Source organism: Pseudomonas sp. BT76 TE3572 (genome assembly GCF_050435365.1).
GTDB lineage: Bacteria > Pseudomonadota > Gammaproteobacteria > Pseudomonadales > Pseudomonadaceae > Aquipseudomonas > Aquipseudomonas fluorescens_W.
On record NZ_JBNDKE010000001.1, the window covers coordinates 15,004 to 31,790 of the forward strand.

The 16,787-nt window shown below is 55.8% G+C and carries 13 protein-coding genes, 2 tRNA genes, 1 rRNA gene and 2 pseudogenes; 11 read left to right on the forward strand and 7 right to left on the reverse strand.

Translation table 11 applies throughout. The features are described from left to right. Positions 1-119 precede the first annotated feature (119 nt). The 3 genes from ABH912_RS00070 to ABH912_RS00080 form a co-directional block, all read right to left on the reverse strand. A complete protein-coding gene (locus ABH912_RS00070; RefSeq protein WP_429509225.1) occupies positions 120-1,208 on the reverse strand; it encodes an alkene reductase in 1,089 nt (362 codons plus the stop codon). An 89-nt stretch (positions 1,209-1,297) separates the two neighbouring features. After that, positions 1,298-2,137 (reverse strand): pirin family protein, encoded by an 840-nt coding sequence (locus tag ABH912_RS00075; protein ID WP_033061732.1) that lies wholly within the window; start codon positions 2,135-2,137, stop codon positions 1,298-1,300. Further along, complete coding sequence (locus ABH912_RS00080) at positions 2,134-2,733, reverse strand: NADPH-dependent FMN reductase (protein WP_429509226.1); 600 nt, start codon at positions 2,731-2,733, stop codon at positions 2,134-2,136. The genes ABH912_RS00075 and ABH912_RS00080 overlap by 4 nt, the downstream gene beginning before the upstream one ends. Before the next feature lie 96 nt (positions 2,734-2,829). On the opposite strand from ABH912_RS00080, the gene ABH912_RS00085 reads away from it, so the two are divergent. Next, positions 2,830-3,756 carry a LysR family transcriptional regulator gene (locus ABH912_RS00085; protein ID WP_429509227.1) on the forward strand — a complete coding sequence of 309 codons (927 nt, stop codon included), beginning with the start codon at positions 2,830-2,832 and terminating at the stop codon, positions 3,754-3,756. 63 nt (positions 3,757-3,819) lie between these two features. On the opposite strand, the pseudogene ABH912_RS00090 reads toward ABH912_RS00085, so the two are convergent. After that, a pseudogene (locus tag ABH912_RS00090) lies at positions 3,820-4,063 on the reverse strand (site-specific integrase); the annotation flags it as partial. A 411-nt stretch (positions 4,064-4,474) separates the two neighbouring features. Here ABH912_RS00090 and ABH912_RS00095 point away from each other — a divergent pair. The 6 genes from ABH912_RS00095 to ABH912_RS00120 all read left to right on the forward strand — a co-directional run bounded on the left by ABH912_RS00095 (position 4,475) and on the right by ABH912_RS00120 (position 11,625). Beyond that, positions 4,475-4,690 (forward strand): hypothetical protein, encoded by a 216-nt coding sequence (locus ABH912_RS00095; RefSeq protein ID WP_033061728.1) that lies wholly within the window; start codon positions 4,475-4,477, stop codon positions 4,688-4,690. Between the two features lie 254 nt (positions 4,691-4,944). After that, entirely contained in the window at positions 4,945-5,286 is a 342-nt protein-coding gene (locus ABH912_RS00100; protein WP_429509228.1) for a hypothetical protein, read from the forward strand. Between the two features lie 99 nt (positions 5,287-5,385). Further along, positions 5,386-6,642: a TolC family protein gene (locus ABH912_RS00105; protein WP_033061726.1), complete on the forward strand. Its 1,257-nt coding sequence runs from the start codon at positions 5,386-5,388 to the stop codon at positions 6,640-6,642. Next, on the forward strand, positions 6,639-8,123 hold the full coding sequence (locus ABH912_RS00110) for an efflux RND transporter periplasmic adaptor subunit (RefSeq protein WP_033061725.1): 1,485 nt from the start codon (positions 6,639-6,641) through the stop codon (positions 8,121-8,123). The genes ABH912_RS00105 and ABH912_RS00110 overlap by 4 nt, the downstream gene beginning before the upstream one ends. Continuing rightward, positions 8,120-11,278, forward strand: coding sequence for an efflux RND transporter permease subunit (locus ABH912_RS00115; protein ID WP_429509229.1), 3,159 nt, complete (start codon positions 8,120-8,122; stop codon positions 11,276-11,278). The genes ABH912_RS00110 and ABH912_RS00115 overlap by 4 nt, the downstream gene beginning before the upstream one ends. Further along, positions 11,275-11,625 carry a copper-binding protein gene (locus tag ABH912_RS00120; RefSeq protein WP_429509230.1) on the forward strand — a complete coding sequence of 117 codons (351 nt, stop codon included), beginning with the start codon at positions 11,275-11,277 and terminating at the stop codon, positions 11,623-11,625. Before ABH912_RS00115 ends, ABH912_RS00120 begins: the two co-directional genes overlap by 4 nt. 75 nt (positions 11,626-11,700) lie before the next feature. On the opposite strand, the gene ABH912_RS00125 is transcribed toward ABH912_RS00120, so the two are convergent. Beyond that, the gene (locus tag ABH912_RS00125) at positions 11,701-12,402 is read right to left on the reverse strand and encodes a glutathione S-transferase (RefSeq protein WP_429509231.1); all 702 of its coding nucleotides are present in this window, start codon (positions 12,400-12,402) and stop codon (positions 11,701-11,703) included. 150 nt (positions 12,403-12,552) lie between these two features. Between ABH912_RS00125 and ABH912_RS00130 the strand changes: the two genes are divergently transcribed. After that, entirely contained in the window at positions 12,553-13,116 is a 564-nt protein-coding gene (locus tag ABH912_RS00130) for a TetR/AcrR family transcriptional regulator (protein WP_033061933.1), read from the forward strand. Between the two features lie 124 nt (positions 13,117-13,240). Here ABH912_RS00130 and ABH912_RS00135 read toward each other — a convergent pair whose 3' ends face one another. Then, positions 13,241-13,525 (reverse strand): hypothetical protein, encoded by a 285-nt coding sequence (locus tag ABH912_RS00135; RefSeq protein ID WP_033061721.1) that lies wholly within the window; start codon positions 13,523-13,525, stop codon positions 13,241-13,243. 171 nt (positions 13,526-13,696) lie between these two features. Further along, a pseudogene (locus ABH912_RS00140) lies at positions 13,697-13,915 on the reverse strand (AAA family ATPase); the annotation flags it as partial. Positions 13,916-14,818: 903 nt separating this feature from the next. Here ABH912_RS00140 and ABH912_RS00145 point away from each other — a divergent pair. From ABH912_RS00145 to ABH912_RS00155, 3 genes are all read left to right on the forward strand, one after another. Continuing rightward, positions 14,819-16,357 (forward strand): 16S ribosomal RNA (locus ABH912_RS00145). 162 nt (positions 16,358-16,519) lie between these two features. Further along, positions 16,520-16,596: transfer RNA gene (locus tag ABH912_RS00150), tRNA-Ile, on the forward strand. Between the two features lie 27 nt (positions 16,597-16,623). After that, positions 16,624-16,699, forward strand: a tRNA-Ala gene (locus ABH912_RS00155). The last annotated feature ends 88 nt before the right edge of the window (positions 16,700-16,787 follow it).

Genomic DNA, 16,787 nt, shown 5'->3' on the forward strand with positions numbered 1-16,787 from the left:
GACGGAGCGTCCAGGGCTGATTAGTTGGAGCTTTTACTAAACAGCCCTGTAAGCGCCAGCGAATGGCTCGCGATCGCTGTGAGACATAACGCTGACTGATGTCTAATCCAATATTTCGCTCATAGTGTCGATCGGGATTGCGCCATGGTCGGATAGTCCGTGTAACCGCGTTCCTCACCTTGGTAGAACGTCGTTGGGTCTGCTTCGTTCAAGGACTCGCCGTGTTTGAATCGCTCCACCAAATCCGGGTTGGCCAGGAACCCGGTGCCAAACGACACCAGATCAGCATCGCCTAAGCTGAGCGCCGTTGCGGCTCGCTCTGCGTCATAGCCACCATTGGCGATGTAGGTACCACCGAAACGATGCTTTAATTCCCTGAAATCGAATGACGCTGCACCGAGTTCCACCACGTGAATGTAGGCCAACCCATAGCGACTGAGCATCTTCGCCGCGTAGTTGAAAGTTGCTTGGGGATCGCAGTCGCTCATGGAAAAATAATTGAAGATTGGCGACAGGCGAACGCCTACGCGGCTGGCCCCGAAGACCTCGATGACGGACTCGACTACCTCCTTGAGAAATCGAGCGCGATTCTCTACAGATCCGCCGTAGGTATCGGTTCGGGTATTGGTGCCATCGCGTAGGAACTGGTCGATCAAATAACCGTTTGCACCATGGATTTCAACGCCGTCGAATCCAGCACGTTTTGCGTTTTCAGCACCTTGGCGAAAATCAGCGATCACGTCAGGAATCTCATCGAGATCCAGAGCCCTTGGGATTTCGTAAGACTTGAGTCCCTCAGAAGTGTAAATCTCACCATCAGCCTTGATCGCTGAAGGTGCTACTGGCAGGGCGCTGTTGATCTGCACCAATGGATGTGAGAGCCGTCCGACATGCCAGAGTTGCAGGAATATCCGTCCACCTTCTGCATGAACAGCGTCGGTGACTTGTCTCCAGCCAGCGATTTGTTCGGAGGTGAAGATGCCCGGCGTTCTCATATAGCCTTTACCTTGTGCCGAGACCTGAGAACCCTCGGTGATGATGAGGCCGGCACCGGCACGTTGCCGGTAATACTCAACCATGGTGGGCGTCGGAGCATCACCTTCACCGGCGCGGCTTCGCGTCAAAGGCGCCATGACCATGTGGTTTTTCAGAGGGAGGGAGCCGATTTGTGCAGGGGACAAAAGCCGGTCGAGATTGCTCGTGGTCATGATGTATCTCAGTAGGTTGAGGATTAATAATTCGGGATGGGTGGGATATTTAACGGGGAGTCGTATCGACTGAAGGCGCGCCTCAGGGGCTAGCTCAGTCGTCCCTCCTGCCGCAGGCGTTCGCCGATGCGCTGTATCTCCGTTTCGCCCTGTGCCAGAGCTGCCCTGCTCGTGTGTACCGAGTAGTAGCCAGTCACCAGTTCGTGCGGATGCTTCACTGCTGAGCCCAGTACGAATGAGCATTCGCCTTGAGCCACGAAATCGATGTATTGCTCGGACTCCTCGAATACGGCGAGTTCGCCGGCATCAATCAGGTCCCCCGTGTCCAGCCGTCCTGCATCGACCGCGAGCCAGGCCACGGTGTGTCCGGACGGCGGGGTATACCGCCAGCGCTCGCCGTCTTTCAAATTCACGGCGAGATAGTTCATGTCATTCGGCGCTTCAATCAGGCTCCGCGCATTACCATAGCGGCCCAGGAGCACGCGCGCCGGGCCTGATTGCGGAACTTGGGAGGGCGCAAGATAGACACTCAGCGCGGGGGCGTTTTCCACCGACGGCGGCAGTGCCACCCAGAGCTGGAATCCCTGCATTGAGGACTCGTTGGCTAACGTAGCGTCGTGCCAAACCCCGTTGCCGGCGAGCATCCACTCAACACCACCGGCAAGCAATACACCTGCCGCGCCAGTGGTGTCTTCATAGGCGACGTCACCTTTGGTCATGAAGGTAACCGTCGCGATCCCTGAGTGCGGGTGCATGCCGAAATTGGACTTACCGCGACTGGCGTTCAAACTGAAAATATCAAGGAAAATAAAAGGCTTCAAAAGCTCGCCCAGATCGCCCGGGCTCATAAGCCGCGTTATAGGGCCATGGGTGCTGCCTTTAGTGCGATGGACAATGGCGCGTTGCAGAACAGCGACGGTGGCGGTCATATGTTTTCTCTCGGGGTTTTGAGCGCCTGGGCCCACCAGACAATGTCATCGAGCAGCGCTTTGGCTACCTGGGCCAGATGCGGGTAATCGTTGAAGTTCTTTCCCTGTTGCCAGATGCCGATGAATTCAGCGATGCCGATGTGCACGGCATTGCGTACCGGTGCCATCTGCAACTCAATGGCCACCAGCTGCAGTTGTTCGATGGCGCGACCAGTACCGCCATAACCAACGAAGCCGATCGGTTTACGACCGAGCTCCTGGCCGGCAATGTCGAAGGCTACTTTCAGCTCGGCGCTTGTACCCTGGTCGTACTCCGGTGTGACCACGATCAGGCCGTCGATCGGTGCGAGCCTGTCGGCCCAGCGTTGTCTCGCACGGCTTTGGTCTGCTGAGGATGCGGATTGCGGATCGTCGAAGAAGGGCAGCGAGTGATCGCACAGATCGATCAATTCGATGGCGAGATCTTTGCGCTGTTTTGCTATCTCGTGGATCCAGAGCTCGTGTTTTTCATCGAAGCGAGCTTCACGGGCCGAACTGACGACGATGCCGATGAGAGGGGGTGAGGTCATGGGTTGTTCCGGCAGAATGAAGGTCAAATGCAGCAATGTCTGAAGGATATGCGTCTTCGGATTACTTTATTAGATGGCATAATTGGATTGAACTAATCCATTAAACGAAGTGGTGGCGATAAGATGATTGACCTGAATGACATCGCCTTGTTTGTACAAGTGGTACGCAACGGCAGCTTTGCCGAAGCGGCGCGGCAGCTTGGAATGCCGCCCAACACCTTAAGCAGGCGCGTTCAACAGCTCGAGGCGCAGCTCGGCACACGGTTGCTGCAGCGCTCCACGCGCAAACTCACACTTACCCATTCAGGTCAGGCTTTTCATGACCGGTGCTCTGGCGCGGTAGAAGGGCTGATCGATGCCGGACAGCAATTGATGACGGGAAACCAGGAGCCGAGTGGCATTGTGCGCATTGCGGCGATGGCTGATTTCTTCGACTTCTTCCCTATGGAATGGGTGGCCGATTTTCTAGCCTTGCATCCACGTGTTCAGCTTGACTTCGTGCTAAGTGATACACGCGCCGATTTGATCGCTGATCGGATCGACATCGCGTTTCGAGGGGGCACTTTGCAGGATTCGGGATACGTCGGTCGTCAACTCATTGGAGCAGGCAATGAAGGTTTGGTCGCCAGCCCCAAGTACCTCAATAACCGAGGTGTGCCCGCTACGCTAGAGGATCTGGTCAATCACGACTGTGTGAGTTTCGGTCATCCTAGCGGCGTCACCACGTGGCGTCTTAATGGGCCAAACGGCGTTGAGGAAGACGTGCAGATCACCAGCCGTTTCAATGGCAACACGGCTCAGACATTGCGTAAGGCCACGGTGGCTGGCTTGGGCATTGCGTTGCTGCCGCCCACGATAGTTAATGCCGATCTTCAGGCTGGCCGCCTTGTACCTGTGCTACCGCATTACCATCGCACTGGATACGGCCTGCATGTGCTTTATCCCAGCCGGCAACATTTGCCGTTGGCGGTATCAGCCTTTATAGGACTGGTGATGGAGAAGCTAAAAGTGGAAGCATTCCCAGCAAGGGTTTTATCTGAGCAGGTTTGACACGGTATTTGGGCTTATGACTTTCATACAGCGGGACGGGTAGTAATTTCCTCCACTATTAGTCACGTCATCTGTATTAAGCGCGTGGGCCTGGTTACGTGCCTTGCGGATGTTCGTCAGGGATTTTGCGCGGCCAAGACCCGCAGGAGTACTCTTTGTTCTGGTCGCCCCACCGATAGAAAAAGCTGACCGAAACACCGTCCTTACGGACCGAGATTCGACCGGCCAAATTGCCATCCTCCCTGAGGATCCGGCCGGCATCGTTGGCGGTCAGCGACTCGAGTTCTGTGATGGTGATTTTGGCCATGAAATGGGTTTTCCCTACTTTTCCCCCACAGAAACCTCGGCTCTTGATGAACGCGCCTGGACTTTCGTAGAGCAGAACACCGCTGGAGCTCAAGCAAATACTGGCTTAGAAAAATCCAGAGTAAAATGTTGGAAGCTTTCAAGAAGTATGAAAAAGGAGATGGGGGGTTAGGGGTCGAGTATTCGAAACACTCCGTCCCGACCCTACTTTGTAGGGGGACCAAGCACTTAGCGGCTTGATCCCCTTTCTCGTTTCAGTCCTGCGCAAAACTGGCGTGAAGGGCGCGCCTAGTCCTGGGCTCGGACGACAACAATAGCTTCACCGACCCTCAGAGCAGCCCTTGTTTCGGTGGGCACTGTATTCGCACTAACAATTGAAAGACAGAGCAATGTCCTGCAGAAGGGTTACTGAATGCCGAAGAAAAAGACGGAAAGTAAAGTAGCAGCGACGGCTACTGCTCATGAAATTGAGCACGCCATCCAGGCCCTGAACAGAATGGCTGAACGCCTTTGGGGAGATGGTCGAGAGATCGAGGCGAAAGCCCTCCTTGACGCCTTGGATTCTCTGAACAGGGCACTGGACCGGATCAGGATTGGCGAAAGCCGCAGGGTTGTGACGCTTCATTGAAGACAGCCATGGACTCATTGAAAGACCTGAAGCGGCCAGAACGATGACTGGATTCGCCTGAGGCGGCGCACTCACTTCAATACCAGATCGCTATGGACAGGGATGCGCTCGGTGCTTGTACGAGTTCCGGTTTTTATCCGTAACGCTGGCTTAATCAAGCGATGGTGAGATCGCGCTTCTTCAGCGTCTTTCAGTAGATCGCCAAGACATTTTTCGAATGGTAACCGCTGTTTTCGACGACTACACTCCAGCCCATGAAACGCTATCTGCGGTTTTGCATCATTTTCATGATCAGCTTGGCGCTTCCCCTCAGCGGGATGGCGGGCGTTCAGGCACCGACAGAACCTTGCCCAATGAAGACGATGGGCATGGCGATGATGGACGACATGGCGATGGACTGCTGCAACGATATGAAAAGCCCTTCCGAGCACGGCAAACCATGTAAGCCGGGCCAGGAATGCAAGACGGGCGGCATGCTGCAAGTCTCGATCTTCAAGCCTCCTGTAACCGTATTCAGCCCCGTCGTGATTTCCTTCTTCAGCGATTCCCTACCCGTACAAACCCCGTCCGGGGTATGGCGCCCGCCTCGCGTTTGACTCCTGTCCCACATTGAGCCTCTTTCCGCATTAGCGGGATGGACTAGCTGCGCGCGTGTCTTTTACCGCGTGCAGTGGATGATCACAGGAATCGTAAACATGAACTCCAAGTGGTATTGCACAGGCTGGTCCCTCGTGGCCGGTCTGGCGGCAAGCATACTGGCATTGCCGAGCTTCGCTGCCGCATTGACACTCGATGAAGCATTGCGGCTGGCCGAAAACAATGCACCGTCGCTGACCGCACAAGACGCCAAAATTCAGGCTGCCAGCAGCGCGGCTATTCCAGCCGGTGAGCTACCTGACCCCAAGCTGCTGCTGGGTGTGCAGAACTACCCCATTGGCGGTCCAGATCGTTGGAGCATCGACCAGGATTTCATGACCATGCAAATGGTCGGAGTCAGGCAGGAGATGCCCAACAGCGACAAGCGCAAAGCGCGCGTCGAGATCGCCGATGCGGCCGTTGATCGCGCCGCTGCGGAGCGTCGAGTCGAACGTCTGAAGGTACGCCAGTCCACGGCGTTGGCTTGGATCAGTAGCTACTCGGTTGAGCGCAAAGATGCGCTGTTCCAGAACTTCTACAAAGAAAACCGCCTGTTGACCGATACCGTCCGTGCCCAGATTGCCGGAGGCCGTGCTCAACCCGCGGATGCGGTGACGCCCAAGCAAGAGGCGGCTCAACTGGCGGAGCAACAGGACGATCTGATTCTCCAGAGAGCGCAGGCTCGAGCAGCCCTCAAACGCTGGATTGGCTCCGCCGCCAACGACAAGCCTGTGGGCAGCTTGCCTGAATGGCCCGTCGATCCCTCCGGCTACGCCCATAAACTGCAACATCATCCCGAGCTGGCAGCGTTTGCGCCGATGACCCGTGAAGCGCAAGCCAAGGTTCGTGAAGCTGTGTCGGAGAAGCAGTCGGACTGGAGCTGGGAACTGGATTACCAGCACCGTGGCCGTGAGTTCGGCGATATGGTCAGCGTGCAATTTTCCTGGGACCTGCCGCTGTTTCCTGACTCTCGCCAAAATCCCAAAATCGCAGCCAAACAGGCTGAACTCAGCCAGCTTGAGGCCGAGCGCGAAGCCCTGTCTCGCGAGCACACCCAGCAACTGGAAAACGAACTGGCTGACTATGAGCGCCTGAATCGTGCTGTGCGCCGCAACCAGGAAAGCCTGTTGCCGCTGGCCAAGGAAAAGGTCGAACTCAGCATTGCCAGTTATCGGGCCGGCAAAGGCGATTTGAACGCCGTTGTTGCCGCCCGACGTGAACTCATCGAAGCCCGCCTCAAACAGATCGACGTGGAAGAGCAGCGAGCGCTGACCAGCGCGCGTCTGTATTTTGCTTATGGGGAGTCCAGCCAATGATCCTTGGAAAATGGAACGGGGCATGGCTGGTAGGTATCTCGCTGGTATTGGGTGTTGCCGGTGGCTACTGGTTCGCTCACCAGCGCATGAGTGGAGTACCAGGTACCGCTCCGGAACAGAGCCTCAATTCACCGGATGAACGCAAGGCTCTGTATTGGTACGACCCCATGTACCCGCAACAAAAGTTCGATAAGCCGGGTAAGTCCCCCTTCATGGACATGCAACTGGTCCCCCAATACGCCAGCGGCGCAGGGGACCGTGCGACCGTCAGTATCGATCCAGGTCTGACCCAGAATCTCGGTCTGCGTTTTGCGACTGTCACTCGAGGGATCCTTGATTCGAGCCTCGACGTGACAGGTGCCTTGACGTTCAACGAACGTGATGTCGCTGTGATCCAGGCACGCACCGCGGGCTTCGTGGAGCGGGTCTACGCCCATGCTCCCGGCGATGTACTCAAAGCCAATGCGGCGTTGGCGGATATCCTGGTGCCGGAATGGGCGGCTGCCCAGACAGAGTTTCTTGCGCTGAGGCGCAATGGAGATGCTGACTTGTTGGCTGCCGCCCGACAACGACTACGACTCACAGGGATGCCGGCAACACTGATTACTCAGGTAGAGCGGGGCGGTAAGGTTCAGCCCTACCTGACGCTGACCAGCCCCATTGCCGGTGTGCTGCAAGAATTGAACGTGCGTGCGGGAATGACCGTGGCGGCTGGCGATACTCTGGCACGCGTCAATGGCTTGAGCAGTGTCTGGCTAGCCGTGGCCGTTCCAGAATCGGATACCGGATCAATCACCGTGGGGCAGGCGGTCGAAGCACGCCTGCCAGCCTTCCCAGGGACAACGCTAAGTGGCAAGGTCAGCGCGATTTTGCCCGAGACCAATCCGGACAGCCGCACCCTTCGTGTGCGGGTGGAACTGCCCAATCCAGACGGACGCCTCAGGCCGGGTTTGACGGCGCAGGTACGCCTGAATCGCTCGACCGGGCAAAGTGTGTTGTGGGTTCCGAGCGAGGCCGTCATTCGCACTGGCCGACGTGCCTTGGTGATGCTCGCCGAAGACGCGGGCCGCTACCGCCCTGTTGAAGTGCAACTCGGTCAGGAAAGCGATGGCAAGACGGCGATATTGAAAGGTCTGGAAGAAGGCCAGAAGGTGGTGACCTCTGGCCAGTTCCTGCTCGACTCGGAGGCCAGTCTAAAGGGCATTGTTGCAAGCTCGGAGGAAGCGTCACCACCCCGCGCAGCAGCCTCCAGCTTCCATGAAGCGGATGGGCAGATCGTTGAGATCAACGATAAAGAAGTCACGCTTGCCCATGGTCCTTTCAAGACGCTGGGCATGCCTGGTATGACGATGACGTTCCCACTCGCCAACCCGGCGTTAATGCAAGGCCTCAAAACGGGCGATAAGGTTCGGATTGCGGTGAGCCAGACCGATGACGGTCTGCGTGTTGAGCGTCTGGATAAATCGGGGAGCCAGCCATGATCGCTGCCCTGATTCGTTGGTCTGTGGCCAACCGGTTGCTGGTGCTACTGGCGACGCTGTTTGTCACGGCTTGGGGCATTTGGTCGGTGCAGAGCACGCCCATCGATGCGCTGCCGGATCTCTCCGATGTTCAGGTGATCATCCGCACCCCTTATCCGGGACAAGCGCCGCAGATCGTCGAGAACCAGGTGACCTATCCGTTGGCCACCACCATGCTCTCAGTGCCGGGCGCCAAGACGGTGCGTGGTTACTCCTTCTTCGGTGACAGCTTCGTTTACGTACTGTTCGAAGACGGCACTGACGTGTACTGGGCCCGCTCGCGGGTGTTGGAATACTTGAGCCAGATACAAAGTCGCTTGCCGGCCAGCGCCAAACCGGCATTGGGGCCGGACGCGACGGGTGTGGGCTGGATCTTCCAGTACGCGCTGGTGGATCGCAGTGGCGGACATGATTTAGCGCAGCTTCGCGCACTTCAGGACTGGTTCCTCAAGTTCGAACTCAAGACTCTGCCCAATGTTGCAGAAGTTGCCACCGTGGGCGGCATGGTCAAGCAGTACCAGGTGCAGCTTGATCCGCTCAAACTGGCTAGCCTCGGCATCACTCAGGCTGAGGTGACCGAAGCGATCGGCAAGGCCAACCAGGAAACCGGTGGTGCGGTGCTGGAGATGGCAGAGACCGAGTTCATCGTGCGGGCCTCCGGCTACTTGAAGACGCTCAATGACTTTCGGGCGATCCCGCTCAAGTTGGGTTCGGGTGGTGTGCCGGTGACCCTTGGTGATGTCGCCACCATTCAGTTGGGACCGGAAATGCGACGTGGCATTACTGAGCTTGACGGCGAAGGCGAGACCGTCGGTGGCGTGGTGATTTTGCGAAGTGGCAAGAACGCTCGCGAGACCATTGCGGCGGTCAAGACTAAACTCGACGAATTGAAAAGCAGTCTGCCGGCCGGTGTGGAAATTGTCACCACCTACGACCGTAGCAAGCTGATCGACCGTGCTGTGGAAAATCTCAGCCACAAGCTGATCGAAGAGTTCATCGTCGTCGCGTTGGTGTGTGGGATCTTCCTCTGGCACTTGCGCTCATCGCTGGTGGCGATCACTTCGCTGCCGGTGGGGGTGCTGATTGCCTTCATCGTCATGCGCTACCAGGGCATCAACGCCAACATCATGTCCTTGGGCGGGATAGCCATCGCCATCGGCGCCATGGTCGATGCCGCCGTAGTGATGATCGAGAACGCCCACAAGAAGATCGAGGCATGGCACGCGGCCAATCCGGGGGAAGAACTGAAGGGTGAACGTCATTGGCATGTAATGACCGAAGCGGCGACAGAGGTAGGCCCCGCGCTGTTCTTCTGTTTGTTGATCATCACCCTGTCGTTCATTCCGGTGTTCACCCTGGAAGCTCAGGAAGGACGGCTGTTCGGCCCTTTGGCGTTCACCAAGACCTACGCCATGGCCGCAGCGGCGGGATTGTCAGTGACTTTGGTGCCGGTGCTGATGGGCTACTGGATTCGAGGACGAATTCCCAGTGAACATCAGAACCCGTTGAACCGGTGGTTGATTCGGATCTATCAGCCAGCCCTGGATGCAGTCTTGCGTCGACCAAAGATCACGCTGCTGGTGGCGCTATTGGTTTTTGTCAGTGCGCTATGGCCCATGTCTCGCTTGGGTGGCGAGTTTCTCCCCCCGATGGACGAGGGCGACCTGCTTTATATGCCTTCAGCTCTGCCGGGATTGTCGGCGCAGAAAGCGGCGCAACTGCTGCAACAAACTGACCGTCTGATCAAGACCGTGCCTGAAGTCGAACACGTCTTCGGTAAAGCGGGGCGCGCTGAAACCGCCACCGATCCGGCACCGCTGGAGATGTTCGAAACCACCATCCAATTCAAGCCGCACGAGCAATGGCGTGCAGGCATGACCCAGGAAAAACTGGTGGAAGAACTGGATCGAGTGGTACGAGTCCCTGGGCTTACGAATATCTGGATACCGCCGATTCGTAACCGTATCGACATGCTGGCTACGGGGATCAAGAGTCCCATCGGAGTGAAAGTTGCCGGCACCAACCTGACGGAGATCGATGCCGCGACTCAGGCCGTCGAGCGAGTGGCCAAGGGTGTACCCGGAGTCAGTTCGGCTCTGGCCGAGCGACTGACGGGTGGTCGCTATATCGATGTGGATATCGACCGCAAAGCCGCCGCTCGCTACGGACTGAACATCGCCGATGTGCAGTCCATCGTGGCCGGCGCTATTGGTGGTGAAAACGTCGGCGAAACCATTGAAGGGCTTGCACGCTTCCCGATCAACGTGCGTTACCCACGGGAATGGCGTGACTCGCTCGGTGCCTTGGAGCAATTGCCGATCTATACCCCGCTCGGGAGCCAGATCACCCTCGGCACAGTGGCAAAGGTCAACGTCACGGACGGTCCGCCGATGCTCAAAAGCGAGAACGCACGACCTTCAGGTTGGGTGTACATCGATGTGCGTGGTAGGGACATTGCGTCGGTGGTCGCTGATCTACGACGGATCGTCAATGAGCAGGTCAAGTTGCAGTCTGGTATGAGCCTGAGTTACTCGGGGCAGTTCGAGTTTCTCGAAAGGGCCAACGCACGACTCAAACTGGTGGTGCCTGCCACGCTGTTGATCATCTTCGTGTTGCTCTACCTGACCTTCGCCCGCTTCGATGAGGCCTTGCTGATCATGGCCACTCTGCCATTCGCCCTGACTGGCGGGGCATGGTTCCTCTATCTGTTGGGGTTCAACCTGTCAGTCGCCACCGGGGTCGGCTTTATCGCCTTGGCCGGTGTTTCTGCCGAGTTTGGAGTGATCATGCTGCTCTACCTAAAGAACGCCTGGGCCGAACGTGAAGACCTCGGCGACAGCACTGAGCTCGGTCTGGTTGCGGCGATTCGTGAAGGCGCCGTGCAGCGTGTTCGACCCAAGGCCATGACCGTGACCGTCATCATTGCTGGCTTGTTACCCATCTTGCTGGGCAGCGGGACCGGCAGCGAGGTGATGAGCCGAATTGCTGCACCCATGGTCGGCGGCATGATCACGGCGCCCTTGCTTTCCCTGTTTGTCATTCCGGCAGCCTATCGCCTGATGCGTCGCCGGCAACTCTCAGCTGAACCTGTCCCTCCTCGAGGAAAAGTCGTATGAAACTGACCCTGATTGCAGTTGCAAGCACCGTATTCACGCTGTCTCTTTCGGCCCACGCAGAGGATATGCCGGGGATGAAAATGGACGGAATGGAGGGCATGCAGATGAAGCAGGAAGCAACGCAGGCTCCAGTCGCTACCGCCGACGGTACGATCAAGGCTATCAATACTACTAAGCATACGGTGACCATCTCTCACGGCGCTGTTCCAGCTGTGCAATGGCCGCCGATGACCATGGCCTTTTCCATTAAGGAAGATCAGCTGACAGGGCTGACGGCTGGAGACCGAGTGTTGTTTTCATTTCGAGTCGAGGGTGGCAGAGCGACGATTGTTTCAATAAAAAAGTGAGTTAGCGGTGGTGGAAGTGACCGGCGCGCTATGTCGCGCCGGTCGTTATCAAGCCATATTCAGATGCATTCTTTCTCAGTTTTTTGGCTCGCCTTGTTTCACCATGGCGTGCCATTCCTGGACGCTTGATCGCTCGTTCATTCTGGCATGCCATGCATGCAATGCTTCACATTCATCAGGTATCGGCAGATTCACCAGCGAGGCGAAAATCATGCCGCCCAGTACCGCAATGTCGGCCATCGAAAATGTATTGCCCGCCACAAAAGGCTGATTTTTCAGGACGCTGTTGAAATAGTGCATCCCTCTTACGGCCTTGTCCCGCATCCGCTCACCCCATTCAGGGTTCTGAGAAAGCTCGACGTCCGGCCCAAGCCCCGGCGTTGCGTGATGGAAGTACGCGCTGACAGCATCCAGAAACTCAATTTCCGCACGCTTGGTCATCATATGAATGATGCCTTTCTCAGTGGGCGTTTTACCGGTGAGCACAGGGCTGTCATCCAGAACATCCAGGTACTGAGTGATAGCAGTGCACTCCGCGATGAGCGTGCCATCGGCCAGCTCCAGGACGGGAAGTGTTCCGGAGTAGTTGATGGCTAGAAACGCAGGTTTCTTGTGCTCGCCTGTCCATAGATTGACCGATACAAACTCGATCCGGGACAACAGGCCTTTCTCTGCTAGCGCGATACGGACTCGCGCCGGGTAGGGCCCGTTGTACCAGTCGTAAATTTTCATCATTGGGAATTTCGACGTGTCGGCGTGTTGCTGCTGAAAAGTCATGATCTATTTACCTACCTATCAAGTGGTAGGTGAAGATTGGGCGCTTGTTTCTGTGCTGTCAACAACTACCTACCAATTGGCAGGTGATGAAGTATGCGAGTAACATCGCGCCAGATGACCACACCAATCAAAAATTCGAGGAATGAAAACGTGAGCGAAAATGCCCGGGAAGCGATATTGGAAGCCGCCAAATGGGCCGCTCAAACCCACGGCTACAGTGGGATCAATTTCCGAAGCATTGCTGATGCGGTGGGGATCAAGAACGCAAGCATCTACTATCATTTCTCGAGCAAGGCCGACCTTGGCGCCGCAGTAGCAAGACGATACCGGGAGGACACTGTCAGTGTTCTTGAAGCCCTGCGCGGTGAAAACCCCGATCCGATTCGCTGCCTGCAGGCGTACCCGAGCATCTTTCGAACATCCCTGGAAAACGGGAACAGGTTGTGTTTGTTCAGCTTCATGGCTGCGGAATATCAGGACCTGCCCGAGGAGGTGAAGAGTGAAGTGCTGGCGTTTGCAGACATCAATGTGGCGTGGCTGACGAAATTACTCTCTGATGGCGGCCTGGGAAGCATTGAAGTGTGCGAGCGACGTGCCCGCGCCATTTATACCGCCGTTGCTGGCGCTCAAATGATTGCCCGAACGCGCTTCGATATCGGTTTATTCGACGAACTTGTTCAGAGCTATCAAGAGGCGGGACTCCTTTCGACATAGCTGGCTTGACGCGTCATGGTGGGCCGTTTCCAGTCTGACCGAAGCAGTGAAAGCAGTACGTCACGAAAGCCTGCTTACGATCGACAGTCAGAATCGGCGATCACCACGTCTCGCGGATGCAGCATTAGCTCGCAGAACACCGCGCCACGCCCTTCCGACGGTTGGACTTTTCCTCGAGTTGGATGGCGAAATCCATGGCCTCACGGTAGTTGAAACGGTAGGCCCAGGTCTTGCCAGTGTATCGCTCGATGACCTGGAAGATGCCGAGCTGCAGGGTCACCACCTGGAAGCGAACACCGCGGCGCGACTTCTGTCGATTAGTGCGTCGGAAGAATTCGATGCGTGTTGCATTGGAGTGGACGAGCAAGGCGCCGAGCTCATCAATGCGCTGCAAAAAGGATGGATGCATGTCTGATCCTCGAAGTGGGGGCATGTATTCGTAAGCATCCGTGCCGCTTGTTGCTCGCCTATGGGTGCAGAGGTAGTGCTGACGGATAACGGTAGTCGTAAAAAAGCAATATCGACACCTGACTCTTCTTTGTGCGACGCACGGACTTCTTAGCGAACCCGAGGTTTTTATCTCACAACACTTGCCGGGCCTGGGGCACAAGCTATCGAGAAATGCGGCAATCTGCCGGGTACCGCGCAAGTGCACTGTAGAAATTTGCGGGCCTATGGCCAGGCGCACCGCCTCGATACCTGGGCGATAGCCACGATCGAAATTCCACACGAAGTTCAGAAAGGTCAGGAACGCCCGGTCGAGCTTCTCTGTACAGCCTGCTACAAGGTCCGGGCGAGGGTGGATTTGCCGTTATCGGCATTGCCCAGAATTACAATCCTTTGCATAAAGACTCCCTGTTGCGAAAAAAGCTGGCAATCGTGCAGGTTCTGGAGGGTCAGTTAAAGGCTGATGGATGGCTCGACCGCGCCACGGAAATGAATTTTGTGTTGCTACTGATAAGAAGTCAGAAGGTGTAAACCTTGTTCAGGACGAGACATGTTGCTTGATCCTGTTTCTCGTTTTGGGGCTACGCGAAACTATCCAGGGGCTTCGGGATTTCCAATCCCTCTATATAGAAGGATTCGTTTTGCTTTTCTATATAGAGGGCGAATGGGCTGTTCGTCGGCGTTCTGCAAGTGTTTGATAGAAAAGTACAATTAACGGTTGACGGCAGATTCTGGAAGTCTATAATTCGCCCCACTTCCGGCGCAGTCGAAACGGAAAACTCCTTGGTAAACAACGAGTTACGCAGTTTTCGACAGCGAGTGGCTTCAGCTCATCGAAGCCCAGAAGGAGTTGAAAGAGCAAGGTGGTTTGGCTCTTTTAACGATTCGATCTTCTCGGTCGAAAGCGGAACAAAAGAGGTGTTGACAGCAGCGAGTAACGCTGTAGAATTCGCCTCCCGCTAACGAGAGATCGAAAGCGCAAGTGGTTGAAGTTGCAAAGGAAACTTTGAAAACTTCGGAAAATAACCGCTTGACAGCAACAGAGGCTGCTGTAGAATGCGCGCCTCGGTTGAGACGAAAGCTCTTAACCAACCGCTCTTTAACAACTGAATCAAGCAATTCGTGTGGGTGCTTGTGGAGTCAGACTGATAGTCAACAAGATTATCAGCATCACAAGTTACTCCGCGAGAAATCAAAGATGTAACCAACGATTGCTGAGCCAAGTTTAGGGTTTCTTAAAAACCCAAAGATGTTTGAACTGAAGAGTTTGATCATGGCTCAGATTGAACGCTGGCGGCAGGCCTAACACATGCAAGTCGAGCGGCAGCACGGGTACTTGTACCTGGTGGCGAGCGGCGGACGGGTGAGTAATGCCTAGGAATCTGCCTGGTAGTGGGGGATAACGCTCGGAAACGGACGCTAATACCGCATACGTCCTACGGGAGAAAGCAGGGGACCTTCGGGCCTTGCGCTATCAGATGAGCCTAGGTCGGATTAGCTAGTTGGTGAGGTAATGGCTCACCAAGGCGACGATCCGTAACTGGTCTGAGAGGATGATCAGTCACACTGGAACTGAGACACGGTCCAGACTCCTACGGGAGGCAGCAGTGGGGAATATTGGACAATGGGCGAAAGCCTGATCCAGCCATGCCGCGTGTGTGAAGAAGGTCTTCGGATTGTAAAGCACTTTAAGTTGGGAGGAAGGGCATTAACCTAATACGTTAGTGTTTTGACGTTACCGACAGAATAAGCACCGGCTAACTCTGTGCCAGCAGCCGCGGTAATACAGAGGGTGCAAGCGTTAATCGGAATTACTGGGCGTAAAGCGCGCGTAGGTGGTTTGTTAAGTTGGATGTGAAATCCCCGGGCTCAACCTGGGAACTGCATTCAAAACTGACAAGCTAGAGTATGGTAGAGGGTGGTGGAATTTCCTGTGTAGCGGTGAAATGCGTAGATATAGGAAGGAACACCAGTGGCGAAGGCGACCACCTGGACTGATACTGACACTGAGGTGCGAAAGCGTGGGGAGCAAACAGGATTAGATACCCTGGTAGTCCACGCCGTAAACGATGTCAACTAGCCGTTGGGAGCCTTGAGCTCTTAGTGGCGCAGCTAACGCATTAAGTTGACCGCCTGGGGAGTACGGCCGCAAGGTTAAAACTCAAATGAATTGACGGGGGCCCGCACAAGCGGTGGAGCATGTGGTTTAATTCGAAGCAACGCGAAGAACCTTACCAGGCCTTGACATCCAATGAACTTTCCAGAGATGGATTGGTGCCTTCGGGAACATTGAGACAGGTGCTGCATGGCTGTCGTCAGCTCGTGTCGTGAGATGTTGGGTTAAGTCCCGTAACGAGCGCAACCCTTGTCCTTAGTTACCAGCACGTTAAGGTGGGCACTCTAAGGAGACTGCCGGTGACAAACCGGAGGAAGGTGGGGATGACGTCAAGTCATCATGGCCCTTACGGCCTGGGCTACACACGTGCTACAATGGTCGGTACAGAGGGTTGCCAAGCCGCGAGGTGGAGCTAATCCCAGAAAACCGATCGTAGTCCGGATCGCAGTCTGCAACTCGACTGCGTGAAGTCGGAATCGCTAGTAATCGCGAATCAGAATGTCGCGGTGAATACGTTCCCGGGCCTTGTACACACCGCCCGTCACACCATGGGAGTGGGTTGCACCAGAAGTAGCTAGTCTAACCTTCGGGAGGACGGTTACCACGGTGTGATTCATGACTGGGGTGAAGTCGTAACAAGGTAGCCGTAGGGGAACCTGCGGCTGGATCACCTCCTTAATCGACGACATCAGCTGCTCCATAAGTTCCCACACGAATTGCTTGATTCATTGAAGAAGACGATAAAGAAGCAGCCCTGACGGGTTGTAGCTTAGTTGGTTAGAGCGCACCCCATGCTTTGTGGTCAAGAGCAGGGTGAGGTCGGCCTTAAAGCTCGAAATTGGGTCTGTAGCTCAGTTGGTTAGAGCGCACCCCTGATAAGGGTGAGGTCGGCAGTTCGAATCTGCCCAGACCCACCAATTTTGTGTGGGAACCTGTAGAAATACGGGGCCATAGCTCAGCTGGGAGAGCGCCTGCCTTGCACGCAGGAGGTCAACGGTTCGATCCCGTTTGGCTCCACCACTACTGCTTCTGTTGTTGAAAGCTTAGAAATGAGCATTCCATCGTGACGATGGTGAATGTTGATTTCTAGTCTTTGATTAGATCGTTC